Here is a 22,532-nt window from a genome sequence, read left to right as displayed (position 1 = left end):
CGGCTCTCCGGCCCTTGCCGTCGCACGGCTCTCGTCGTCGGTGGCGCCCCGCGCGATCCGCTTTCCCGTCACGGACGCGGGCGAGGGCCTTCCCTTTTTCGTCACCGTCGTCGTCACCGCCGAAGGCTTCCCCCTGACCACCGCCACGGGCGAAGGCTTCCCCCTGACCACCGCCACGGGCGAAGACCTCCCTCTCACCACCGGAACCGACGGGGACTTTCCGTCCGCTGCCGTCGTCGAGGGAGTTTCGGCCTTCGTCCGGACGGACGGCGAGAACGGCGAGGACGGCGAGGACGCCTCCGCCCCACCCGTACCGGATGCGGCGAGAACGGGCGCCGGTGTCACGAGCACCGCGAGCGCGACCCCGCACGCGGCGAACCCACCGGCCCGCCGTCCGGAGACCAACCGCCAGGAAAGCCGCCGATCGGGGACCCATCGCGCGGGAAACCGCCGTCCGGAGACCCCTCGCTCGGAAAACCGCTGTTCAGGAACCCGCCGCGCGGAAACGCGACGCGACCAGGTACCGATACGTACCACCAAAGCCCCTTGTTGACCCTTGTCCACGATCTTGCAGGGGGGTCAAGATCAACCGACTCGGGGTGGGATACCCGGACCGGCCGGATCTCACCGGCACCGGTGGTAAACATCCGCCCCGCCGATCGCCAAGAGGGCTGCCGAGTCCGCACAGGAGACCTCGAAGCGGTAACAGCGGATCTTTGTCACCGGTCATGACATGACAGGCGTTTTCTCTCGCCCCTTTCATCCGTGCCTGCTCTGAAAGATCACTTTTATCCGCATTCGCGACACGAGAGCGTCTCTCCTTCTCCTCGCGATATGCGCCCCACGCCCCCACCCGTCGTGGCATGATGGGCCCCCAGAAGTATTGAAATGATTTTCATAATCAGATTGGATCGTCGTTATGAGGGTGGCGTTCGTTGGCAAGGGCGGCAGCGGCAAGACGACCCTGTCGGCGCTCTTCGCGAGATACACCGCGAGCCGGGGCGGCCCCGTCGTGGCCGTCGACGCCGACATCAACCAGCACCTGGGCATGGCGCTGGGGCTGAGCGAGGGTGCGCTGCCGAGGCCGATGGGCTCGCACCTGACCGAGATCAAGGAATACCTGCGGGGCGACAACCCCCGCATCTCGTCGGCTTCCGCGATGGTCAAGACCACCCCGCCGGGGTCCGGCTCGCGGCTGCTCCGCCTCGACGAGCAGGACGACCCGATCCACACCCGGTTCTCCGCCGCCACGCCCGAGGGGCCCCGGCTCATGGTCACCGGGCCGTTCAGCGAGGACGACCTGGGGGTGGCGTGCTACCACTCCAAGGTCGGCGCGGTGGAGCTCTATCTGAACCACCTGCTCGACGGCGCGGGCGAGTACGTCGTGGTCGACATGACGGCCGGGGCCGACTCCTTCGCCTCGGGGTTGTTCACCCGCTTCGACATGACCTTCCTGGTGGCCGAGCCGACCCGCCAGGGCGTGAGCGTCTACCGGCAGTACCGCGACTACGCCGCCGACTACGGCGTGCCGGTCGCGGTGGTGGGCAACAAGATCCACGGTCCGGGAGACGTGGCGTTCCTGCGCGACCAGGTCGGCGACGACCTGCTGGTCTGCCTGGAGCACTCCGCGGCGATCCGCGCGATGGAGCAGGGCCGCCCCTTCACCCTCCGGGACCTCGAACCGGCCAACTCCCGGGCTCTGGGCATGATTCTCGACCATCTCGACGCCCAGGAGAAGGACTGGTTCCGCTTCGGGCGCCAGGCCGTGCAGTTCCACCTCCGCAACGCGGAGGCCTGGGCGAACAGGGCCACCGGCGAGGATCTGGCAGCCCAGATCGATCCCGGCTTCGTCTTCGGGCCAACGCGAGTGTCGCTCTCCCGCTAGATGGAGCAATCCGTAGGCCCGACCTAGTGTCTGATGAATCCCCTTCTGTGAGGAGAACGCAGCATGTCGCTGACCGTTTCGAACGATCTTCTCGACCAGGCCAAGGCCGGTGAGGTGGAAGACGCGGCATTCGTCACCTGTGTCAGAGACTCCCTTCCATACGCCTGGTCGCTCATCAGCGACCTGGTCAAGGAGCGCGAGCACACCGGTGCCGAGTTCGCCGACAACACGGTGCCCCCGCCGGACGAGGCCGCTCGTGGCCAACTCCTGCGCGCTCTCGCCAGCGACGCCATGCGCGGTGCCCTGGAGCGCCACTTCGGGGTGAGGCTGGCCTTCCAGAACTGCCACCGGGTCGCTGTCTTCGACCCGTCCGCCACCGGCGCCCACGCGGAGTTCGTCACCGCCAGGTCACAGATCCTCAACCAGACGCCCGAGCTGGTCGACTGCTGACGGCCTCGTTCCGAGGCGGACCGCCTTCCCCGGTTTCATCCCGGTCTCCGGACCGGTCTCATTGCGGTCGGTCCGAAAAGTCCGAGCTGGCCCTCTCCGGCCAGCGGGTTGCGATGCCTCTTGAGGTGGCGCCACCGGGGAAGGTCGTCCAGATAGGACCAGGACAGGCGGTGATGCTCCGTCGGGCCGAGGGCGGCCAGCGCCGCCTGGTGGACCGGTGAGGGGTAGCCCGCGTTGTCGGCGAACCCGTACTCCTCGAAACCCAGCGAGGCCATGTAGGTGTCCCGCCGAACCTTGGCGATCACGGAGGCCGCGGCCACCGAGACGCAGGAAAGGTCGCCCTTGACCTCGCACCTGACCGGCCAGGGCGCGCCCAGATAGTCGTGCTTCCCGTCCAGGACGACCACGTCGGGCCGGACGGGAAGCCCGGCCAGCGCCCTCCTGGCCGCCCTGCGCAGGGCCTCGGTCATCCCGAGCGCGTCGATCTCCTCGTGGGACGCCTCGCCGTACCCGATCCCGGCCGCCCAGGCGGTGATCTCGGAGACCATGGCGGCGCGGCGGGCGGGGGTGAGCAGTTTCGAGTCGGTGAGCCCGGCGGGCGGTTCCGACAGGTCGGTGACCACGGCGCAGACCGCCACCGGACCGGCCCAGGCTCCGCGCCCGACCTCGTCCACCCCGGCGACCAGTTTGGAACCGCCGTCGTTCAGCAACCGCTCAAGCGCGTAGGTGGGAGGCACGTGCCGACGTTACCGGGCCGCGAGCCTCCGGACGCCATCCCGATGGAACACCACCCCGGTCAGTCGTCATCATCCCGATACGGGCCTTCGGTCGTCACCTCATCCGGGGCTTCGAACTCCGGCTGAGCCTCCGGGCGTTCCCGGGAGGCCGGTTCGACTCCCTCCAGGTCGGCGGCGAGGAGCCGGGCGGCGACGTGGACGGCCCGGAGCGTGACGGAGACGGCGGGGCGGTGGACGCTGGACGATCGGGCGACGGCGTGCACGACCCGGCCCACCGGTGGCCCGGGGAACCGGCGGACGGCGATGCCGCGGACCCCGCTGGCCAGTGCCAGGGCGGGGACGGCCGCGATGCCGATGCCCTTGGCGACCAGGCCGATGATCGTGCCCAGTCCCTCGAACTCCCAGGGCACCGGCCGGTGACCGCCGACGTCGGCCATCAGCCGGTCCACCGCCAGCCGGGAGGGCTCGCCGTCCGGGGTGGCCATCCAGGGCTCGTCGCGCAGCTCCCACAGGTCGACCGGGACGTCGGGGGAGGCGAGCCGGTGCCTGCGCGGCACCACGAGCACCAGCGGATCGTGCAGCAGCGGGAAGACCCGCACGGTGTCGGGCTCGCGCATCCGGCCGTGCCAGTCGTCGATCAGGGCGATGTCCACCTCGCCCGACTGCACCTCGCGCATCCCGCGCCCCGAGCGGCACTGTCCCATCCGCAGGGTGAGCTCACCGTGCCGGCGCAGCGTCCTGGCCAGCGCGGGCGCGAAGGCCACCGCGGCGGTCGGGAAGGCGGTCACGGTGACCCGCCCCGACGGGGTCGCGGCCTGGGCCGACAGGTCGGACTCGGCGCTCTCCACCATGGCCAGGATGCGCTCGGCGTGCTCGACCAGGCGCCGCCCCGCGTCGGTCAGCTCCGCGCTCCTGGCGGTCCTGTCGATCAGCACGGCACCCGCCTGGCGCTCCAGCGCGGCCAACTGCTGCGAGACCGCCGAGGGGCTGTAACCGAGGGAGGTCGCGGTGGCCGCGATGCTGCCCCGGCGAGCGAACTCACAGATCAGGACGAGTCTCCGTAAATCAAGCATCAGTTTTCCTTACGCCCACCCACGACAACCGAAGCTTGTCCTGATGCCCCTATCCCACCAGGCTGGAAGGCGTTCCACAACGGCCCGCGCTGTTCCGCGGCGGTCCGTCCTGCCCATGAACGGTCCGCACTTCTCCACGACACATTCCGCACTCCCCCGCAGCGCGTTCCGCGCTTTCCACGACGAGGTAGGGATCCCGCGATGAGCGTCACACTTTCCGCCACCCTGGCGGCCAACGAGGACATCGAGCGAAGACGGCGCGCCGGTGAGCGCGTGCTGCACCTGGCCTTCGGCGAGGCCGGCCTGCCCGTGCATCCGGCCCTGAGCGAGCGACTGGGCGCCGCGTCCGGGCTCAACGGCTACGGGCCCGTCGCCGGCGCGCCCGCGCTGCGCGAGGCGGCCTCCGGCTACTGGTCGCGGCGCGGCCTGCCCACCGACCCCGACCTGGTGGTCTGCGGCCCCGGGAGCAAGCCCCTGCTGTACGGCCTGCTGCCGGCGATCGGCGGCGACATCGTGCTGCCGATGCCGAGCTGGGTCAGCTACGCCGCCCAGGCCGAGCTGGTCGGGGCGCGCTCCCTGCTCGTTCCGACGCCCCCCGGCGAGGGTGGGGTGCCGGATCCCGAGCGCGTGACGGCGGCGGTCAGGCGCGCCCGCGCCCAGGGGCGCGACGTGCGCTCGCTGCTGGTCACGCTTCCCGACAACCCCAGCGGCACGCTGGCCGGGGCGTCCACGATCCGGCGGATCGCCGAGGTCGCCCGTGAACTCGACCTGATGATCATCTCCGACGAGATCTACCGCGACCTGGTCCACTCCCCGGACACCGGTTTCCTCAGTCCCGCCGACGTGGCTCCCGAGCGAACCGTGATCACCAGCGGGCTCAGCAAGAGCCTCGCCCTGGGCGGCTGGCGGATCGGCGTGGCCCGGCTCCCGTCGCCGGCCCTGCGCGACCGGCTCCTGGCGGTGGCGAGCGAGATCTGGTCCAGCCCCGCCGCGCCGGTCCAGCAGGCGGCGGCGTACGCCTACACCGAGCCGCCGGAGCTCGTCGAGCGGGTGAGCCGGAGCCGCGAGCTGCACGGCGCGGTGGCGCGGGCGGTGTACGAGCGATTCGTCCGCGCGGGCGTGCGGGTGGACGCGCCGCGGGGTGGTTTCTACCTCTACCCCGACTTCACCGGGCTCGACTTCGCGTCCTCCGCCGACCTGACCGCCTGCCTGCTCGACCGGCACGGCGTCGGGGTGCTCCCCGGCCACGCCTTCGGCGACGACCCGGCGGCCCTGCGGGTGCGGGTGGCGACCAGCCTCCTGTACGGCGAGACGACGCGGCTGCGGCTGGCCGCGCTCGACGCTCCCGACCCCCTGGCGCTGCCCTGGATCTCGGCCTCGCTGGACCATCTGAGCGAGGCGCTGACCGGCCTGATCGCGGGGCGGGGAGCACCCACGCCCCCCGCGCGCGTCCCGCTCGTCACGGGCCCCGCGGCGGGGTGATCGCGCCCCGCGGGGCCCGCTCGGGCGGCGGAGGTCTCCGGGGTGGCGTCAGCGGCTCTGACCTGGTATCTCTTACCCCGAAGACCCGCGGGCCACGTGCGTTCCTCGATGCTCACCAAGATGTCTCGTGTCGTTTGGTATCAGGCAGGGGAAAGAGCCCTCATTATGTGCTCATGCCCGCTTTTGTCACCTTGTCCGGGCGCCTCGTGCGCCTGGAACCGCTCAGCCTCGCGGTCGTCGACGATCTCGTCGCCGCGGCGAGTGAAGACCGTTCTACCTATGCCTTCACTCGCGTCCCCCATGGCCGGGACGAGATGGTCTCCTACGTGGAGGCCGCTCTGGCTGAGCAGGCGGAGGGCCGCACGATGCCCTTCGCCATCCGGTGGCTTCACACCGATCGCGTGGTCGGTGCCACCCGTCTCATGAACCTGGAGTACTGGCAGGGCCCCATGCCCTGGCCGCCGGGCGCCCGTGGGGCGGTGGGCGATGTCCCGTCCGTGGCGGACATCGGTTACACCTGGCTCTCCGCCTCCGCGCAGGGAACCGGCGTCAACCGCGAGAGCAAGTATCTGATGCTCTCCCTCGCCTTCGAGACCTGGCAGGTCCACCGCATCACCCTCAAGGCCGATATACGGAACGTACGCTCCCGGGCCGCCATCGAAGCCCTCGGCGCGCACCTCGACGGTGTGCGGCGGGCGGAGAGCCGAGGCGCCGACGACACGGTCCGAGATACCGCGTACTACTCCATCCTGAGTGACGAATGGCCGGTCGTCCGAGAACGGATGCACGCGCGGATGGGCCTGGCCGCGGCCGCGTGAGACGGACGCCTTGCGTGCGGTAATACGAGGAACGGTGAACGACCAAAAGGATAAACAGCTAGAAATTACACAGAAAGCACATAGCGTCAAAAACAGTATTCTAATTACTTAATGGAACAAAAGGCCCGCCCGAAGTTTCGGGCGGGCCCGGTGTTCGTCCGATGTCGCACGCGAATCGCGGCTCGCGTGGTCAGCGGGTCGAACGGAGATCGCGGGTGAGAGGAGGGTGCTCGTCTGCCGGCACCACCGGTACGGCCACCGGGCGGATCCACCGGATCCACCGTGCCCCGGGGTCACTCCTCGTCGGACTCGACCTCGTAGATGTAGCGCCACTTACCGCACAGCGTCTTCTTGGCGTGGTGCCTGTCCCAGTAGCAGACCCTGACCTGCAGGTTGTCGATCTCGTCCGCGACGTAGTGGAAGCGCTGGTAGCCGCTGGTGCCGCACTTGCGGGCCCAGGTGTAGTTCTCGTCGCCTTCGTGGGTCTCGAACTTGAACTGGACGTAGCCGCAGAGCCGGCCCGGCGAGTACTTGTCGTAGAGCCTGCCCTGGATGTGGAGGCGGTCGTCGTCGTCGACCCACACGGTGCCCCTGGCGGCGGCGCGGGAGTCGTCGTAGTACTTGGAGTAGTAGTAGCCCCAGGGCTCCTCGTCGTACCCGCTCGAGGCGGTGAGGGTGGCGGCGGAGGCGGGAGTGGCGAGGGCGGGGACACCGATCGCGATGACGGCGGTGGCGGCGGCGAGACCGAGAAGTTTGGTGATCGAGCGGCGCATGGTGGTTCTCTCCTTGAGGGGTACGGCTCCCGGCTTCCGAAGGAGCCATGGCTCATTGATAGGCCCGGGTGCCTGCATCGCACTTACCGCGCCTTTATCCACGCCTGCAATCCACTGACATGTCGGGCATGGCCGCCCCCGTATGGGGCCATGCCCGACGACACCAGCATTAGGGGCACGGCTCAACAGCCGATTGACGTGCAATCAACGTCTCGGCGAACAAGCAAGCCTCTACCTACGGGGTAAGCAAGGGAGGATCTATCATTTGGCCATAAAACTTCCCATTGGGCGGAGATTCAAGAAATGGCTGTTCAGGGCAGCGAAGACGGACTGCGGTTCGCGGTGCTCGGTCCTGTCCAGGCATGGCGCGACGGCTCCGAGCTCGATCTGGGCACCCCGCTGCAACGTTCCATCCTGGCGATGCTCCTGCTGAGGGAGGGCCGGGCGGTCACGCCGGCCGAGATGATCGACGCGATCTGGGGGGAGGACGCCCCGCCCCGCGCGCTCGGCGCCCTGCGTACCTACGTCTCGCGGCTGCGCGCCGTGCTGGAGCCCGGCAGGTCGCCGCGTACCCGTCCTGAGCTGCTCACCTCCGTGGGCAGGGGGTACGCGCTGCGGCTGAACGGCGGCTCCCTCGACCTGCTCGTCTTCGAGCGCGGCCTTCAGGAGGCGGAGACCGCGCGCCGCGAGGGCGATCTGGCCCGGGCCGCGGAGAGCCTGCGCGCGAGCCTGGCGCTCCACACCGGCGAGCCGCTCGCCGGGGCCGTCGGCCCGTACGCCGAACACCAGCGCGGGCGGCTCGCCGAGCGCCGGATGAGCGTGATCGAGGTCCTGATGGATCTGGACCTGGAGCTGGGCAGGCACGCCGACGTCCTGTCCGAGCTGATCGCGCTGACCGGCGACCACCCGCTGCGCGAGCGGCTCCGGGCCCAGCTGATGCTGGCCTACTACCGGTGCGGGCGCAGGGCGGAGGCACTGGCGGCCTTCTCCGACACCCGCGCCACGCTGATCGAGGAGCTGGGCATCGAGCCGGGCTCCGACCTGACGAGCATGCACCAGCGCATCCTCACCGGCGACCCGGCCCTCACGCCGACCCCGGCCGGCCCGCCGGCGCGGCTCGCGCCCGCCGCGCCCGCCGGGGTCGGCAGGGCCGCCGAGGCCGCGGAGGCGTCCGCGCGGGAGGGCTCCGAGGCGAAGCCGCCCCCGGAGGCGGACCCGGAGGCCGCGAGGACGCCGGAGGCGCAGGCGGCGGCGACGAGCCCGGAGCTGCCGCGACCGGCGCAGCTTCCCGCCGCCGTGAACGACTTCACCGGCCGCCGCCAGATCATCGCGCGGCTGCGCACGCTGCTGTCGGCCCAGGACGGCTCCGAGGGCGTGCCGGTGGCGGCCATCTCCGGTATCGGCGGCGTGGGCAAGACGGCCCTGGCCGTACACGTCGCCCACGCCATGCACGACTTGTTCCCCGACGGCCAGCTCTACGCCGACCTGCGCGGGTACGGCGAGGAGCCGACCGCGCCCGAGTCGGCGCTGGCGGCCTTCCTGCGCGGGCTCGGCCTGCCCGCCGACGCCATCCCCGACGGCCTGGCCGAGCGGTCGGCGCTGTTCCGCTCGATCCTGGCCGAGCGGCGGATGCTCGTGCTGCTGGACAACGCCCGCGACGCCGCCCAGGTGAGCCAGCTGCTCCCCGGCTCGGCCGGGTGCGCGGCGATCGTGACCAGCCGGGGCAAGCTCGCCGACCTGGCCTCGGCCAGGCTGATCGACCTGGACGTCATGGAGCCGGACGAGGCCCTCGCGCTGTTCGGCATCGTCGCCGGAGTGGAGAGGGTGGAGGCCGAGCGCGCCGCCGCCATGGACGTGGTCGCCGCCTGCGGTTTCCTGCCGCTCGCGGTGCGGATCGTGGCGGCGCGCCTGGCCGCCAGGCCGGCCTGGACGGTCGCCTCCCTGGTGCCCCGGCTGGCCGACGAGCGCCGCCGCCTGGACGAGATGCGCGTGGGCAACCTCGCGGTGGAGGCGACCTTCGCCCTCGGGTACGGCCAGCTCAACCCCGCGCAGGCCCGCGCGTTCCGGCTGCTCTCCCTGCCCGGGGGTCCGGACATCTCGATCGGGGCCGCCGCCGCGCTGCTCGCGCTGGACCCGATGGACACCGAGGACGTCCTCGAGTCCCTGGTGGACACCAGCCTGCTCGAAGCCCCCGCTCCCGGCCGTTACCGCTTCCACGACCTGCTCAAACTCTTCGCCCGCCGCGTCGCGGAACGGACCGAGAACGCGACGGAGGAGAGCTGCGCCGCGGGCGAGACGAAGAGGGGAGAGCGGCGCGGGTCCGGTGTGAGCGTGACCATCGGCGGGGAGGGCGAGGCGGCACTGCGCCGGTTGCTCGACTTCTACCTGGCGTCCGCGCGCTCGGCGCACCGCCTCGCCTACGAGGGCAGCACGATGGCCGACCGGCTGGGAGTCACCGGGACCGGTCACGCCTTCGCCTCCGCCGACGAGGCGGTGGCCTGGCTCTCGGTGGAGGTGGAGTCGCTGTTCGCGTCGATCGCCCAGGTGACCTGCGCGGACAAGGCCGACGAGCTGTTGCCGGGAGCCGACCTGCTGCTCGCCATGGAGCCGCTGCTGGAGTCGGGGAGCCACGTCCGCGAGTTCGAGAGCCGGACGCGGGAGATGCTGGCCGTCGCGCGGCGGATCGGCGCCGTCTCCAGCGAGCTGCGCTGCCGCTACGTGCTCGGGCGGGTGCTGTTCGGCGCCAACCGGCTGGCCGAGGCGGAGGAAGAGTTCCGTACGTCGCTGGAGCTGTCGGCCGGAGGCGACCGCATCGTCACCGGCGAGGTGCTCAACGCGCTGGCCGTCGTGGCCGGGCGGCGCCGCCGCCACGAGGAGGCCCTGGCCTGGTTCGGCTCGGCGCGCGAGGCGTTCAGGGAGGTCGGGGCGCGGGGCGGGGAGGCCCTGACGCTCAGCTACTCCGCCCGCGACCACCTGTTCCTGGAGCAGCCGAAGGAGGCGATCGCCGCCGCCGAGCAGGGGCTGGCCCTGTTCATCGAGATGGGCTCCAGCGCGGGCACCGCCAGGGCCCGCTACCACCTGGGGATGATCCTGTCGCGGGTCGGCCGGCTGAACGAGGCGGTCCACCACCACGCCGAGTGCCTCGCCTTCTTCAGGGCGAGCAGGCAGCGGGTCTGGGAGCAGCGGGTCTGCTCCCGGCTGGCCGAGACGTTCATCAACGCGGGACGTTTCACGGACGCGGCCCGTCACGCGGAACAGGCGCTCACCGTGAGCCGGGAGATCAGCCACCCGTACGGCGAGGCGCAGGCGCTGTGGGTGTTAGGCAAGGCGCTCAACGGTCTCGGCAGGGTCGGGCGTGGCAGGGACTGCCTCGAGCGTGCCCACGACCTGTTCGGCAGGCTCGGAGCGCCCGAGGCCGAGGATCTGCGTCTTCTGCTGGAGCGCGACCAGGTCGACAGCTGATCCCAGGCCGTCGTACAGGTCGTCGTCGAGACGCGTCATCCAGACGTGGTTGATCACCGGCGTTCCCCTCGAAGTCAGGCCCCGTGGCTCGGGATGGGTGTGGAGGTCCGGCCGGCCGTCTGACCCGGGCGACGCGTAGGGGGCCCGGTCATCCGGTGCGTCGCCCGCGGGTCGGCCGCCTCACTGTGACGGCCGGCCGGACGTGGCACGGACCCTTCACCCCCCGGGTCCGTGCCCCACGACCAGAGCTTCTCCCACGGCGTTTGCCATCCGATTGACATGCGATAGCGGCGATATCCACAGCCTGTGGACGATCACCCTGTGGATATGTGGAAAAACCCTTCCGCGATCAGCGGGCGGAGGGCCGCGGGAGCCTTTGTCCGCAGGTCATCGTGGTCCTCACCGGTCAGCTCCGCGATCGCGGCGAGCAGCGGGTCCAGTGGATAATCGCCGTCGCAGACCCCCGCGAGGGCGGCTTCCACGGTCCCGACCGCCGCGCTGCGGCGCAGCCCCCCGGTCTGCCGCAGCACGATGCGCGCCGGGTCCTCGGCGCCCGGCGGGCCGACCCGCTCCTCCAGCACCCCCTCGGCCACCACGAGCCTGGAGCCGAGCAGCTCGGCGTCGGTCAGCCGGTGCGCCGTGGTGATCGAGCCGAGCACCTCGTCCACGTATTCGCCGACCGGCAGCTCCACCGGCCGCCCGTACTCCTCCACCCGCACGACGGGGTCGAGGCTCCCGGAGTCGTTCAGCGTGATCCAGCCGAAGCCGATCCCGGTGACGTTCGCCGCCTCGAACCAGCCGAACCAGTCGTCGTAGAGCTCGCGGTGGCGCGGGGTGCCCTGCTCGGCGGCGTCCCGCAGCCACAGCTCGACGTACTCGGCGGGATCCTGGACGTCGCGCTGCACCACCCAGCCGTCGCAGCCGGTCCCGGCGAGCCAGCCGCCCACCCGGTCGCGCCAGTCCTCGCCGTCGACGTGCAGCCAGTTGGCCAGCAGGTGGCAGGTGCCGCCGGGCGCGAGGTGGCGGGGCGCCCGGCGTACGAGGTCACGGCAGAAGTCGTCGGCGTGGAAGCCCGACTCGCGGTAGGTGAACCGGCCGGCCGGGGAGATCACGAACGGCGGGTTGGCGACGATCAGGTCGAAGCGGTCGTCCTCTACGGGATCGAACAGCGAGCCCAGCCGGGCGTCGACGCCGGTGATCCCGGACAGCGCCCAGCTGAGACGGGACAGCTCCAGGGCGCGCGGGTTGACGTCGGTGGCCGTGATCTCCTCGGCCCTGCCTGCCAGGTGGAGGACCTGCACCCCGCACCCGGTACCGATGTCCAGGGCACGCCCGGCGGGGCGGCGGGAGGCCAGCTGGGCCAGGTTCGCCGAGGCGCCGCCCGCGCCGACGACGTGGTCCGGGCGCAGGGCCGGGTCGCCCGGCCTGACCTTGCGGTCGGAGACGACATAGCCACCGGGGCCAACGGGGCCAACGGGGCCGCCGGAGCCGCCGGAGCCATCGGTCTCCCAGGGCTGCAGATGGACCGTGGAGGTGACCCGGCCGCCCTCGACGGTCACCAGGCCCGCGGCGGCCAGTTCCTCCACGGGAAGGCCCGCCGGCATCCCGCGCGCCTCCACGGGAGCGCCGAGCCACCACAGCCGGATCAGGGTGGCGAGCGGGTCGCCCTCCGCGGTGGCGCGCAGCGCGGGGACCGTCTCCTCACGGGAGAGCGCGGTGGCGGCGACGTCGCCGAGGCGCTCGCGGACGCCGTCGATGGTGTAGCCGGTGTCGAGCAGGAGTCCCCTGAGCCGGCCGAGCAGATCGTTCACCGGGCAATCCTCGCACCGGGCACGTCCGGATGCTCCCGGTGATGAGACTGTTACCCATCGGGGTAAGCGTTCTGCAAGCGGACTTCAAGTGGAAAGCGGTACTTCTTGGTAGCCGCACCACCCGCTCCAAAGGATCCATGATGCTGATCCCCTGTTTCGCCTGCGAGTCCCGTTTTCATCCTGACGAATATTTCCGCGCTTGCCACGACTACCACCGTGGCAAGGATCTGGTCGCATGGACCTGCCCGCGGTGCGGCAACCAGGATGAGTTACGGGTCTTCCCGGGGGAGCTGGGATTCGGCTACGCCCGGCGCGGCAGGTTCGACGTCTCCGACCGGGTGCGGGTGCCCGGCCTGCGGCGCCGGCGTCAGGACCTGCGGTTGGACATCTCGCTGGACGAGGACGTCTGGCGGGTGTCGACGCGGACCCGCCAGCTGGTGGGAGCACACTGAGACCGCTCCGGCCCGGAAAAGCCCCCGTGATCCGGGCCGGAGTATCGGTGACACCCGCCGGACGGGCGGCGCTCGCAGTGGTCGGACGGGGACGACGGCGGGCGGCGGTCAGGGGGTCTGCTGGGGGGCCTGCTGCCGCAGGCTCTGCCAGGCCGCCTCGCGCAGGCCGCCGATCTCCTCGGGGGTGGGCTGGTGCGCGCCGGCGAACCACAGGCGGCACATCTCGGTGGCCGGTCCCAGCCAGAGCACGTAGCACATCGTCGGGTGGACGGGCTGGAGCAGGCCGTCCTTCATGTGCGGGCGCCACCAGTCGGAGACCTTCCTGAAGAACGCCCTGCGCGACTCCGACACCTCGGTGCCGCCCGGCTCGTCGCGCCTGGGCGGCCGCTCGCTGATCAGCAGGTGGGCACGCTCGCGGTGCTCGCCGCACCAGGACATGTGCAGCGCGACGATGGCCTCGATGCCGCCCCGCGCGCTCTCGTGGCGCTGGAGCTCGGCGAGGAACGCGTCCTGGTACATGCGCAGGGTCTCGGCGTACAGGACGCCGAAGACGTGTTCCTTGCTGGCGAAGTGGTGGTAGAAACTGCCGACGCTGACGCCGCTCTCCTCACGGAGGCTGGCCAGCGTGGTGGCCGAAACCCCGTCCTGGCTGAATCGGCGCAGGGCACCCTCGACGATCCTGGTGCGGCCGTCGCGTCCGCTCTTGGCAGTCTTCACGGATCCCATGGTGGAGCAACAGAACCTTGTTCCGCAAACTGCTCGGGAAACAGCTTGGACCACGTCGATCGTACCGCCTTGATCCGGGAGCCCGTATCGCCACCCCGGATGACCGGTCCGCCCGGTCCGGCGGCGCCGCCCTCCGGGCTCCCTGCCCGGAACCCCCTCCCGGCACGCCCCCGGCGAGCCCGCTCGGCGAGACCGGGCGGGGCCGCGCGGGAACCGGCCAGGACGGCGCTAGCGGAGAATCCTCGCGGTCACCTCGACCGTGCCTGAGGAGACGCGCATGGTCGCCTCCGGCCACGTCCTGCGGACCATCGCCAGGACCGTGCGGTTGTCCCCGAGCACGTCCATCCCCACGGTCCTGGCCCCCCTGGCCTCCGCGCGGCGCATCAGCGTGCGGACGAGCCGGGAGCCCAGCCCCATTCCCTGCCACTCGTCGCCCACCACCACGGCGATCTCGACGTCGGCCTCCTCGCCCCGGTAGCTCATCGCGTGCCCGACGAGAAGGTTCCCGTGCACGGCGAGCAGGGCGTCGCGCCGCTCGTCCACCGTGAGCAGCGTTCTGACGAAGCTCGCGCTCGGACGGCCCATCCCGGCGAAGAACCTCCGCGCCTGGGTGCGGGGCGACAGCCCCCCGAGGAAGCGGCGGATCCCCTCCTCGTCGTCCGGCCGCGCGGGCCGGATGTCGACGGCCCCTCCGGGCACGGTCGCGACGTCCCCCGACGTCCGTGTGAAACCACCGCACACGGCCGGGGCGTCCTCTGTCGCCGGGACACCACCCGGCGGCACCGCCTGAGTTCGCATCATGGACTCAGAGTCCCGCGAGACAGCTGAGTATGTCAACTAGACTTAGGTGAACGTTGGAGGTGCTGCGATGGCGACTTACGATTCGCACATGAACGAGGCGGCTCCCGGCAACCTGCCCCTGCGATTGGACAACTGCTCCATCGAACGCGCCCTGGGCGTCGTCGGCGAGAAGTGGACGTTCCTGGTGCTGCGCGAGGCGTTCGGCGGCGTGCGGCGCTTCGCCGACATGCAGGCCGCCACGGGGGCGCCCAGGCAGGTGCTCAGCGCCCGGCTGACCCGGCTGGTGGAGGAGGGACTGCTGCGCAAGGTCCCCTACCGCGAGCCCGGCCAGCGGCAGCGCGACGAATACCGGCTGACCCAGATGGGCCTCGACCTCTATCCGACCCTGGTGGCCCTGATGCAGTGGGGCGACCGGTATCTCAGTGACCACGAGGGACCGCCGGTGCTCATCACCCACCGCGGCTGCGGCGCCACGGTCGAGCAGCACTTCCGCTGCGCGGAAGGGCACGAGGTCGCCGGCCCGAGAGAGGTCACCCCGCTGCCCGGCCCCGGAGTACGCCTTCGCCCTACGGCCTCCGCGTCTCCAGGCTCTCCGTCCCTCGCGTCTCCAGCCTCCGCAGGCAGTGCCTGAGGCTGAGCACCGAGACCAGGGCCACGCCGCCGAGCAGCACCGCGACGGCGGAGGTGCGTACGAGGAGGTAGGTCTCCAGGGTCTGGCTGAGCAGCAGCCAGAGGCTCAGCGCCCCGTTCAGCAGTTGCGCGCAACCCCACAGCACCGACTGCGACACGAAGAAGCGGCGCATCCGCGGGTGCTCCATCACCTGGTCGGGCAGCGGCACGAGATCGGCCACCACCCGCCGCATCAGCGGCCTCTGCAGCGGCGCGGTGAGCAGGAAGCCCATGCTCACGCAGAACACCCCGAGGCAAGGCTGCAGGAAGAACACGATGGGGTTGCCCGTCGCCACCGTCAGCACCACCCTGACGGTGATCGTGCCCGCCGCCAGCAGCAGCGTGCCGGGCGCCTCGCCACCCCTGACCAGTCGCCAGGCGACGCCGCCGTAGACCCAGGCCGCCGCCACCGCCAGCGCGATGTTCGCGTTGGTGAAGACCAGTGCGACGTAGAAGACGAGAACGGGAAGGATCATGCTCTCGAACACCCTGGGGGCGGCGTGCCGCAGCAGGGCCCCGATACGGGGGAGTACGAGCGGAGCCGGGGGGGCGGGCATGAGCACAGTCATCAGGGGCGGGCTCCGGAGGTGGTGGAACATCCCGGGGGAAATCTCACCCGACCGTACGCGATGTCCGGAGTGTCCGGCGAGCTTTTCCACGACATCCGAGGATCGGGCGGTCCCGGGCACCTTACTACGCCCAAAGACGCACCCGGCCCCTCCCAAAGGCGCACTCGAAGGACGGGGCGGTGCCCCCGGTGCCTACCCTTGATGACGTGTACCGGTTCCTGCTGACTCCCCGATGGCTGGCCCTCCACGTGGTGGTGCTGCTGGTCATCCCCGCTTTCGTGCTGCTCGGCCAGTGGCAGTTCGGGCGCTTCGAGGAGAGATCCACCAGTAGCGACCAGATCACCGGCAACCTCCACGCCGCCCCCGTCGCGGTGGAGAGGCTCACCTCACCCGGCGGCACCGTCTCTACGCAGGACAAATACCGCACCGTTCTCGCCAAGGGGACATACGACGCGAACGCCCAGCTCCTGGTCCGGCGCCGCGTCCAGGACAAGGCGGTCGGCTTCTACGTGCTGACCCCGCTGGTCACGGCGGACGGCACCGGTGTGCTGGTGAACCGGGGCTGGGTCAAGGCGGGCAGCACCGCCGATGCCCTCCCCGAGGTCCCGGCGCCCTCCTCGGGTGAGGTGACTGTCACCGGCAGGTTACGTCCCACCGAGACCGAGGAGAGCTCGGGCATCCGCGACCGGGCGGGCCTGCCCGCGGGACAGGTCCTGCTGATCAACACCGAGGCGATCGGGCGCCGCCTGCCGTACAAGCTCCTCGGCGGGTACGTCGAGCTGATCGAGCAGTCGCCGCCGGCGGCCGCCGCGCCCGCGCCCGTCCCTACGCCGGACGTCGGCGAGGGAGGCGGCCTCAACCTGGCCTACGGCGTGCAGTGGTGGCTGTTCATCGGCGTCGCGATCGGCGGCTGGGCGCTGCTGATCCGCAGGGAGGCCGCCGACCTCAGGGCCGCGGCCTCGGCACCGGCCGGCGGCCCCGCACCCGGTGAGCCAGGGCCCGAACCCGGGGGCGAACCCGCCACGCCGGGGAAGCCCTCCGCGTCCGACGAGTCGTCCACGCCCGGCGACCCCGCCGACCTCCGCGCCTAGTTCCGGAGGAGGTTCAGGAGATAGCCGGCGGCCACCAGCAGGCCGAAGGAGAGCAGGCCCAGCCCGATCGCCGTCAGGAAGCCCCATCCGCCGCTCAGCCGCTCGCGCGGCGCGGGACGCCGCCCGGGCGCGAACCAGAGCGGGCGGGGTTCGAGCAGCAGGAACAGGAGCGCGCCGGTCTGCCCGACGGTGAAGAGCCAGAGCCAGGCCCACCGATTGCCCAGCCGGGGCGTCGAGCCGAGCATGATCAGGAACGCGAGTATCCAGCCACCCATCAGCCACGGGCCGCCGACGGGCCCCGGCATGTCGGCGACCCAGGCGGGTATCCACCCCGTCCCACCGGAGTGGTCCCGCTCGACCACCCTGGCCCGGCTCTGTCCCAGGTCCTTTCTCAACTCCGCCCACACGTAGGCGGGCGAGCCCTCCGCGGGCGGCTGCGGCCTGAACTCGCGCCAGAGCAACGGGCCCTGGGCCCACAGAACACGGGAGATGGCGCCGTTCTGCCCGTCCCCTCTGTCATACCCGTCGTGCTCGACGAAGGAGACGCGGTCGGCCGCGGCCGCGGCGCGGAACTCTGCCCGCGTCCCCTGCAGGGGCGTGATGCTCAGCGTGAAGACCAGGACCCCGAAGGTCAGGCAGAGCAGGAGAACCGACCGGATGGTGATCCCGACGATCCACCAGCCACGACGCACCTCGACCGCTTCGGGAGTCATGCCCCCTTTACTACCCGGCTACTATCCGAAGATCACGCGTTGACCATCGACATGCCGAAAAGAAGCGCCACCGCGATCGCGAACCCGCGCGTCCCGTCGATCCTGGCCGGTGCGGGCAGCGTCTCGTACGGGTCCCGCCACAGGGGCCTCGGCTCCAGCAGGACGTAGAGCAGCGAGCCGCCGGTGAGGAACATCCAGAACCACGCCCAGCGGCTGGCGTAGCGGGGGTTCGGCCGGGTCAGCATGAGCAGCCAGGCCAGGATCTCCGCCGCCACCGCCACCGGGCCGAACGGCTCCCACCACCGCGCGTAGGCCGGCGAGCCCGCCAGGGCCCCGAAGCCGCTGGAGCGCACGATCTCCACGGAGGGGTCGGCGGCGGCGCGCACCTGGGCCAGGAAGGCCTCCTGGCGGCGCTCCAGGGCCTCGGGGACCAGCCGGGTGGTCCGCGGATCCCAGACGTCGTCGGGCTGGTCGAAACGGGCCTGGCTCCAGGAGAGCGGCCCGTGGGACCACGTCAGCGTGCCGTAGGCGGGCCAGTTGCGGTCGTAGACGACCTTGGCCACCTCGCCCGCCCGCAGGTCCGTCACGAGCTCCGCGGCGGGTCGCAGGGGAGGTGCCTGGTTGATGTGGACGATGATCGTGGACAGCGCGAGCACGAACAGCAGCGCCACCCGCACGGCGTACGGGATGTCATCCCATGCCGGAATCACCACTCGCATCCCTGCCCCCATTACGCGAGACCCACCGCTGGATAGGTTAGAGGGCGTGATCCGGCATATCGAGTTCGCGCGGCTGTACAACTTCCGCGACGTGGGCGGCTACCGGACGGACGGCGGGATGGAGGTGCGCTGGCGGCGGCTCTACCGCTCAGCCTCGCTGCACATGCTCGCCGACGACGACCTCGACCGTTTCCACGCGCTCGGCGTACGCACCGTGATCGACCTGCGCCATCCCGACGAGGTGGCGTACCGGGGCCGCGCCCCGGAGGGGCCGAGCTACCACAACCTCCCGGTCGAACACCGCAGGTGGGACACCGCCGGCGACTACCACCCCGACGCCGGGGTCGCCAGGTTCTTCGCCGACCGCTACCTGGAGGTGGCCCAGGACGGTCACGCCGAGCTCAGGAGCGCGCTGGAGGTGATCGCCGAGGCGGGCAACGCGCCCGTGGTGGTCCACTGCGCGGCGGGCAAGGACCGCACGGGGCTGCTGGTCGCCCTGGTCCTGCGGCTGCTGGGGGTGCCCGAGGAGGACGTGATCGCCGACTACGCGCTGACCGGGCTGGCCAGGCCCCAGATGGTCGCGTACTGGGAGAGGGAGCATCCGGGCGAGCCCCAGTGGGCGGGGTTCGGGCAAGCGCCGGCCGAGGCGATGCGCCTCTTCCTGGGCGAGCTGGGCCCGGTACGGGACTACTGCCTGCGGACCCTGGGCGTGGACGAGAGCGTTATGTCCGCTCTTAAGAATCATCTTTTGAAAAATCCTGATACTGAGGCGATCTCTGGGTAGGCGCTCTCGCAGGGCCCGCCATGGGCAGCACCCTCCGGCGGGCCCGCCCCCCCGGGGCCGCCTTACCCCCCTCCGGTGGCCCCGGGGCCCGCCCGTCCGGCCGCCTGCCGAAGACGTCACGGCGAGCATCGCGGGAGACGGGGGAGGCGTCGTGAAGGACGTCACGACGAGCATCCCGGGAGACGTCGCGAAAGACGTCGTGGGAGACGTCGTGGGAGACGTCGTGGGAGACGTCGTGGGAGACGTCGTGGGAGACGTCGTGGGGGACAGAGATACCAAGCGGAGACCTTGCGGCTTGATGAGTGTTATTCCAGCGGAATACGGTTGACCGTGTGACTACGCCGCTGCTCCCCGACCCCGAGCCCAGGCGGCGGGACTATGTGATCATCTCAGCCGACGACCACCTGATCGAGCCGCCCGACATGTTCGACGACCGGCTCCCGGAGAAATACGCCGACAAGGCGCCCAAGGTGGTCGAGACCGACTCCGGTCACCAGGTCTGGCGTTACGGCGGGGCCACCTACCCCTGTGCTGGGCTCGACGTGGGCGCCGGCCTGCCTCGTGAGCAGTGGACGCTCGACCCGGTGCGGTTCGAGCACATGCGTCCCGGATGCCACGACGTCGAGGCCCGGATCGAGGACATGGACCGCGCCGGCGTCTGGGCCGCGCTCTGCTTCCCCGGCATGCTGGCCGGGCAGTCGGGCATGGTCTTCGCCAAGACCCGCGACCAGGAGCTGGGCCTGGCGGTGCTGCGCGCGTGGAACGACTGGCACGTGGAGGTCTGGGCGGGCACCTACCCGGAGCGGATCATCGCCCTGCAGCTGCCCTGGCTGACCGACCCCGAGGTGGCCGCCAAGGAGATCCGCGACAACGCGGCGCGCGGCTTCAAGGCGGTGCTCTTCCCCGAGTTCCCCACCCGGCTGCGCCTGCCGTCCATCCACAGCGACCACTGGGACCCGTTCTTCCAGGCGTGCGAGGAGACCGGCACCGTCGTCTGCCTGCACGCCGGCGCCGGTTCCTGGGCCCCGGTCCCGTCTCCGGACACCCCGATCGAGGCGATCACCACGTTGATGCCGGCGAGCGCCATGTTCGCCTGTGCCGACTGGCTCTGGTCGGGCGTCCCGCTGCGCTTCCCCGCGCTGCGGATCCTGATCGTGGAGGGCGGCGTGGGCTGGCTGCCGATGCTGGCCGAGCGGGCCGACTACGCGCTCGACCACCCGGTGGCGGGGGAGGCCTCGTGGGAAGGCGGCCTGAAGCCCAGTGAGGTGCTGCGGAGAAACTTTTTCTTCGGCACGCTCAACGACCACGCCCTCTCCGGGGTACGGCTCGCCGTCGGGCTGGAGCACGTGCTGCTGGAGAGCGGCTACCCGCACTCCGACTCCACCTGGCCCGACACCCAGCAGGCCGTCGCGACGAACCTGGGCAGCCTGCCGCCCGCCGACATCGCCCGGGTGGCCTACGGCAACGCCGCCCGCCTGTTCGGCCATCCGCTGCCCTCGCGCGCCTGGCTCAGGATGGAACAGATCTGACCCGTTCGAGCGCCCGGCTCAGGATGGGGCCCATGCGGACCCGTTCGAGCTCCCCACCCGGGGCGGAGCAGCCCTGACCCGCTCGCGCCCTCGGCTCAGGGCTGAACGGACCCGACCCGCTCGCGCTCCCGGTCGACGTCAGGGCTGAACGGACCTGACCCGCTCGCGCTCCCAGTCGACGTAACGCCCACCCTCGCCGAGCAGGGAGCCCATCAGCCAGAGGAACACGCCGAAGTCGTCGGCCACCCCGACAAGAAGCAGGAAGTCGGGGACGACGTCGATCGGCGAGATGATGTAGAGCACGCCGAGCCCCATCATCGCCAGCTTGCCCTTGCCCATGCCGGAATACTCCCCGCGCATGACCGCGCCGACCATCCTGGGGAGGGCGCGCAGACGAGCGCCGAGACCGGGCGAGCCCGGCTTCGTCACGTCCTTGTACGTCCGCCACGCCTGCGCCGCGCGCGCCGCCTTCGCCATGGAATCCTCCTCGGAACCACGTTCGCCTGGCGGCGTACTACCCCACCGCCTCACGATATAACGCGTGACTTCCGGACAGGGTTCCCGAGGACGGTCAGCGCATCGCCGCGTGCCGGAAGGGGCGTTCCTCCTCGATCTGGGCTGCCACCCGGATGAGCAGGTCCTCCCGTCCTGCGGCGGCGACCAGCTGCACTCCCACCGGCAGCCCGTCCGCGGTGTGGTGCAGCGGCAGGGAGATCGCGGGCTGCCCGGTGGCGTTGACGGGCGAGGTGAACGACACCGCCTGATTGGTGCGGCCCCGCGAGGTGCTGACGTCGTCGGGAGGCAGCCAGCCGAGGGGGAAGGGCGCCACCCCCAGGGACGGTGTGAGCAGCAGGTCGTGCGAGTCCCACCAGGCGGCCATCCGCCGCCTGAACCCGTCGATCCAGTCGCGCGAGGTCACGTAGCCGACCGCGTCGAGCTCACGGCCCGCCGCTCCCAGGATGCGGTTGCGCGTCTCCAGCTCGCCGAGCTCGACGGGCCTGCCGCGCCAGCGCCCGATGTCCTGCACGTCGGCGGCCACGTGGGCGGCAACGATCGTGCCGAAGTGCGAGGCGAAGCCGTCCTCGGCGAGCGCGGAAGGCCCTCCGGGCTCGACGTCGTGGCCCAGCGCCTCCAGCAGCCCGGCGGCCGCGGTGACCGCGGCCACCAGATCCGGGTCGGACGGGACGTCCCCGCCGGGGTGCTCGGCGAGGAAACCGATCCGCAGCCGCCCGGGGTCCGCCCCGACCTCCTCGGCGAGCGGGCGCCTCCAGGCGGGCGCGCCGTACGGGTCGCCCGGCATCGTCCCGGCGATCACGTCGAGGGTCACCGCGCTGTCCCTGACCGTACGGCAGAGCAGGCCCGCGGCCGAGAAGCCCGCCCAGGGCTCGCCTCCGGAGGGGCCGGCGCTGACCCTGCCCCTGCCGGGCTTCAGCCCGACCAGCCCGCACATGCTCGCCGGGATCCGGATCGACCCGCCGCCGTCGCTGGCCGAGGCCACCGCGACCATGCCCGCCGCCACCGCCGCCGCGGACCCGCCGCTCGATCCTCCACTGCTGTAGCGAAGGTCGTACGGGTTGCGGGTGGGACCGAACGCCACCGGCTCGGTGGTGATCGCGGTGCCGAACTCCGGGGTGTTGGTCCGGCCCAGGATCGTGAACCCCGCCCGGCGCAGCTTGGTCACCGCGTAGCCGTCGCGCTCGGCGAAGATCCCGTCAAGGGTGCGCGACCCCGCGCGGTACGGCTCCCCCGCCATGCTCCATCCCAGGTCCTTCAACAGCGTCGGCACGCCCGCGAAGGGGGCGTCGGGGTCGGCCTCGCCCGCCTCCGCCAGTGCCCGCTCGAACCTGCGGTGGACGACCGCGTTGATCGCGCCGTCGCACGCCTCGATCCGCGCGATCGCCGCCTCGGCGAGCTCCCTCGGGGAGATCTCCCCCTTCCTCACGGCCTGCGCCTGTCCGAGCGCGTCGAGCTTCAACAGGTCGTGCAAG

22 protein-coding genes are annotated in these 22,532 nt (G+C 71.4%); 11 read left to right on the top strand and 11 right to left on the bottom strand.

Annotation, left to right across the window (positions count from 1 at the left end; translation table 11 throughout):
- Positions 1-40 precede the first annotated feature (40 nt).
- From ACTOQ2_RS20825 to ACTOQ2_RS20815, 3 genes are all read left to right on the top strand, one after another.
- Positions 41-553 carry a hypothetical protein gene (locus tag ACTOQ2_RS20825; protein WP_440101453.1) on the top strand — a complete coding sequence of 171 codons (513 nt, stop codon included), beginning with the start codon at positions 41-43 and terminating at the stop codon, positions 551-553.
- A 366-nt stretch (positions 554-919) separates the two neighbouring features.
- A complete protein-coding gene (locus tag ACTOQ2_RS20820) occupies positions 920-1,885 on the top strand; it encodes a nucleotide-binding protein (protein ID WP_440101451.1) in 966 nt (321 codons plus the stop codon).
- Between the two features lie 63 nt (positions 1,886-1,948).
- Positions 1,949-2,335, top strand: a complete 387-nt coding sequence (locus ACTOQ2_RS20815; RefSeq protein ID WP_362687966.1) for an SCO5389 family protein — start codon at positions 1,949-1,951, stop codon at positions 2,333-2,335.
- Positions 2,336-2,370: 35 nt separating this feature from the next.
- Here the strand turns inward: ACTOQ2_RS20815 and ACTOQ2_RS20810 are convergent, their stop codons facing one another.
- Positions 2,371-3,072 carry a ribonuclease HII gene (locus ACTOQ2_RS20810; protein WP_440101449.1) on the bottom strand — a complete coding sequence of 234 codons (702 nt, stop codon included), beginning with the start codon at positions 3,070-3,072 and terminating at the stop codon, positions 2,371-2,373.
- Positions 3,073-3,131: 59 nt separating this feature from the next.
- Positions 3,132-4,145 carry a LysR family transcriptional regulator gene (locus tag ACTOQ2_RS20805; RefSeq protein WP_440101447.1) on the bottom strand — a complete coding sequence of 338 codons (1,014 nt, stop codon included), beginning with the start codon at positions 4,143-4,145 and terminating at the stop codon, positions 3,132-3,134.
- A gap of 201 nt (positions 4,146-4,346) precedes the next feature.
- On the opposite strand from ACTOQ2_RS20805, the gene ACTOQ2_RS20800 reads away from it, so the two are divergent.
- Together ACTOQ2_RS20800 and ACTOQ2_RS20795 are read left to right on the top strand one after the other, a co-directional pair.
- Positions 4,347-5,627 carry a pyridoxal phosphate-dependent aminotransferase gene (locus ACTOQ2_RS20800; protein WP_440101444.1) on the top strand — a complete coding sequence of 427 codons (1,281 nt, stop codon included), beginning with the start codon at positions 4,347-4,349 and terminating at the stop codon, positions 5,625-5,627.
- Positions 5,628-5,800: 173 nt separating this feature from the next.
- On the top strand, positions 5,801-6,445 hold the full coding sequence (locus ACTOQ2_RS20795; RefSeq protein ID WP_440101442.1) for a GNAT family N-acetyltransferase: 645 nt from the start codon (positions 5,801-5,803) through the stop codon (positions 6,443-6,445).
- Positions 6,446-6,738: 293 nt separating this feature from the next.
- Here ACTOQ2_RS20795 and ACTOQ2_RS20790 read toward each other — a convergent pair whose 3' ends face one another.
- A complete protein-coding gene (locus tag ACTOQ2_RS20790; protein WP_440070609.1) occupies positions 6,739-7,218 on the bottom strand; it encodes a hypothetical protein in 480 nt (159 codons plus the stop codon).
- A 303-nt stretch (positions 7,219-7,521) separates the two neighbouring features.
- Between ACTOQ2_RS20790 and ACTOQ2_RS20785 the strand changes: the two genes are divergently transcribed.
- Positions 7,522-10,680: an AfsR/SARP family transcriptional regulator gene (locus ACTOQ2_RS20785; protein WP_440101440.1), complete on the top strand. Its 3,159-nt coding sequence runs from the start codon at positions 7,522-7,524 to the stop codon at positions 10,678-10,680.
- 314 nt (positions 10,681-10,994) lie between these two features.
- Here ACTOQ2_RS20785 and ACTOQ2_RS20780 read toward each other — a convergent pair whose 3' ends face one another.
- On the bottom strand, positions 10,995-12,491 hold the full coding sequence (locus ACTOQ2_RS20780) for a DUF7059 domain-containing protein (RefSeq protein WP_440101438.1): 1,497 nt from the start codon (positions 12,489-12,491) through the stop codon (positions 10,995-10,997).
- 140 nt (positions 12,492-12,631) lie between these two features.
- Here ACTOQ2_RS20780 and ACTOQ2_RS20775 point away from each other — a divergent pair, with 140 nt between their 5' ends.
- The gene (locus ACTOQ2_RS20775; protein ID WP_344743918.1) at positions 12,632-12,943 is read left to right on the top strand and encodes a hypothetical protein; all 312 of its coding nucleotides are present in this window, start codon (positions 12,632-12,634) and stop codon (positions 12,941-12,943) included.
- 108 nt (positions 12,944-13,051) lie between these two features.
- Here the strand turns inward: ACTOQ2_RS20775 and ACTOQ2_RS20770 are convergent, their stop codons facing one another.
- Positions 13,052-13,660: a TetR/AcrR family transcriptional regulator gene (locus tag ACTOQ2_RS20770; protein ID WP_362687993.1), complete on the bottom strand. Its 609-nt coding sequence runs from the start codon at positions 13,658-13,660 to the stop codon at positions 13,052-13,054.
- 237 nt (positions 13,661-13,897) lie between these two features.
- On the bottom strand, positions 13,898-14,470 hold the full coding sequence (locus ACTOQ2_RS20765) for an N-acetyltransferase family protein (protein WP_440101435.1): 573 nt from the start codon (positions 14,468-14,470) through the stop codon (positions 13,898-13,900).
- 67 nt (positions 14,471-14,537) lie between these two features.
- Between ACTOQ2_RS20765 and ACTOQ2_RS20760 the strand changes: the two genes are divergently transcribed.
- On the top strand, positions 14,538-15,101 hold the full coding sequence (locus tag ACTOQ2_RS20760; RefSeq protein ID WP_440101433.1) for a winged helix-turn-helix transcriptional regulator: 564 nt from the start codon (positions 14,538-14,540) through the stop codon (positions 15,099-15,101).
- Here ACTOQ2_RS20760 and ACTOQ2_RS20755 read toward each other — a convergent pair.
- The gene (locus ACTOQ2_RS20755; RefSeq protein ID WP_440101431.1) at positions 15,037-15,708 is read right to left on the bottom strand and encodes a VC0807 family protein; all 672 of its coding nucleotides are present in this window, start codon (positions 15,706-15,708) and stop codon (positions 15,037-15,039) included. The two genes, ACTOQ2_RS20760 and ACTOQ2_RS20755, sit on opposite strands and share 65 nt — an antisense overlap.
- Positions 15,709-15,896: 188 nt before the next feature.
- On the opposite strand from ACTOQ2_RS20755, the gene ACTOQ2_RS20750 reads away from it, so the two are divergent.
- On the top strand, positions 15,897-16,799 hold the full coding sequence (locus tag ACTOQ2_RS20750; RefSeq protein WP_440101429.1) for an SURF1 family cytochrome oxidase biogenesis protein: 903 nt from the start codon (positions 15,897-15,899) through the stop codon (positions 16,797-16,799).
- Here ACTOQ2_RS20750 and ACTOQ2_RS20745 read toward each other — a convergent pair.
- Complete coding sequence (locus ACTOQ2_RS20745) at positions 16,796-17,512, bottom strand: hypothetical protein (protein ID WP_440101427.1); 717 nt, start codon at positions 17,510-17,512, stop codon at positions 16,796-16,798. The two genes, ACTOQ2_RS20750 and ACTOQ2_RS20745, sit on opposite strands and share 4 nt — an antisense overlap.
- Before the next feature lie 32 nt (positions 17,513-17,544).
- Complete coding sequence (locus ACTOQ2_RS20740) at positions 17,545-18,231, bottom strand: hypothetical protein (RefSeq protein WP_440101425.1); 687 nt, start codon at positions 18,229-18,231, stop codon at positions 17,545-17,547.
- 46 nt (positions 18,232-18,277) lie between these two features.
- Here ACTOQ2_RS20740 and ACTOQ2_RS20735 point away from each other — a divergent pair, with 46 nt between their 5' ends.
- Together ACTOQ2_RS20735 and ACTOQ2_RS20730 are read left to right on the top strand one after the other, a co-directional pair.
- The gene (locus ACTOQ2_RS20735; RefSeq protein ID WP_440101423.1) at positions 18,278-19,015 is read left to right on the top strand and encodes a tyrosine-protein phosphatase; all 738 of its coding nucleotides are present in this window, start codon (positions 18,278-18,280) and stop codon (positions 19,013-19,015) included.
- Positions 19,016-19,347: 332 nt separating this feature from the next.
- Positions 19,348-20,544 (top strand): amidohydrolase family protein, encoded by a 1,197-nt coding sequence (locus tag ACTOQ2_RS20730; protein WP_389908632.1) that lies wholly within the window; start codon positions 19,348-19,350, stop codon positions 20,542-20,544.
- A 138-nt stretch (positions 20,545-20,682) separates the two neighbouring features.
- Here ACTOQ2_RS20730 and ACTOQ2_RS20725 read toward each other — a convergent pair whose 3' ends face one another.
- Both ACTOQ2_RS20725 and ACTOQ2_RS20720 read right to left on the bottom strand, forming a co-directional pair.
- Complete coding sequence (locus ACTOQ2_RS20725) at positions 20,683-21,021, bottom strand: YkvA family protein (protein WP_440101421.1); 339 nt, start codon at positions 21,019-21,021, stop codon at positions 20,683-20,685.
- 94 nt (positions 21,022-21,115) lie between these two features.
- Entirely contained in the window at positions 21,116-22,531 is a 1,416-nt protein-coding gene (locus ACTOQ2_RS20720) for an amidase (protein WP_440101419.1), read from the bottom strand.
- Between the last annotated feature and the right edge of the window lies 1 nt (position 22,532).

Origin of the sequence: Streptosporangium sp. H16, from assembly GCF_051918855.1 — a bacterium.
Lineage (GTDB): Bacteria > Actinomycetota > Actinomycetes > Streptosporangiales > Streptosporangiaceae > Streptosporangium.
The sequence above is the reverse complement of the archived record's forward strand: the minus strand, read 5'-3'. Positions and strand labels throughout refer to the sequence as shown.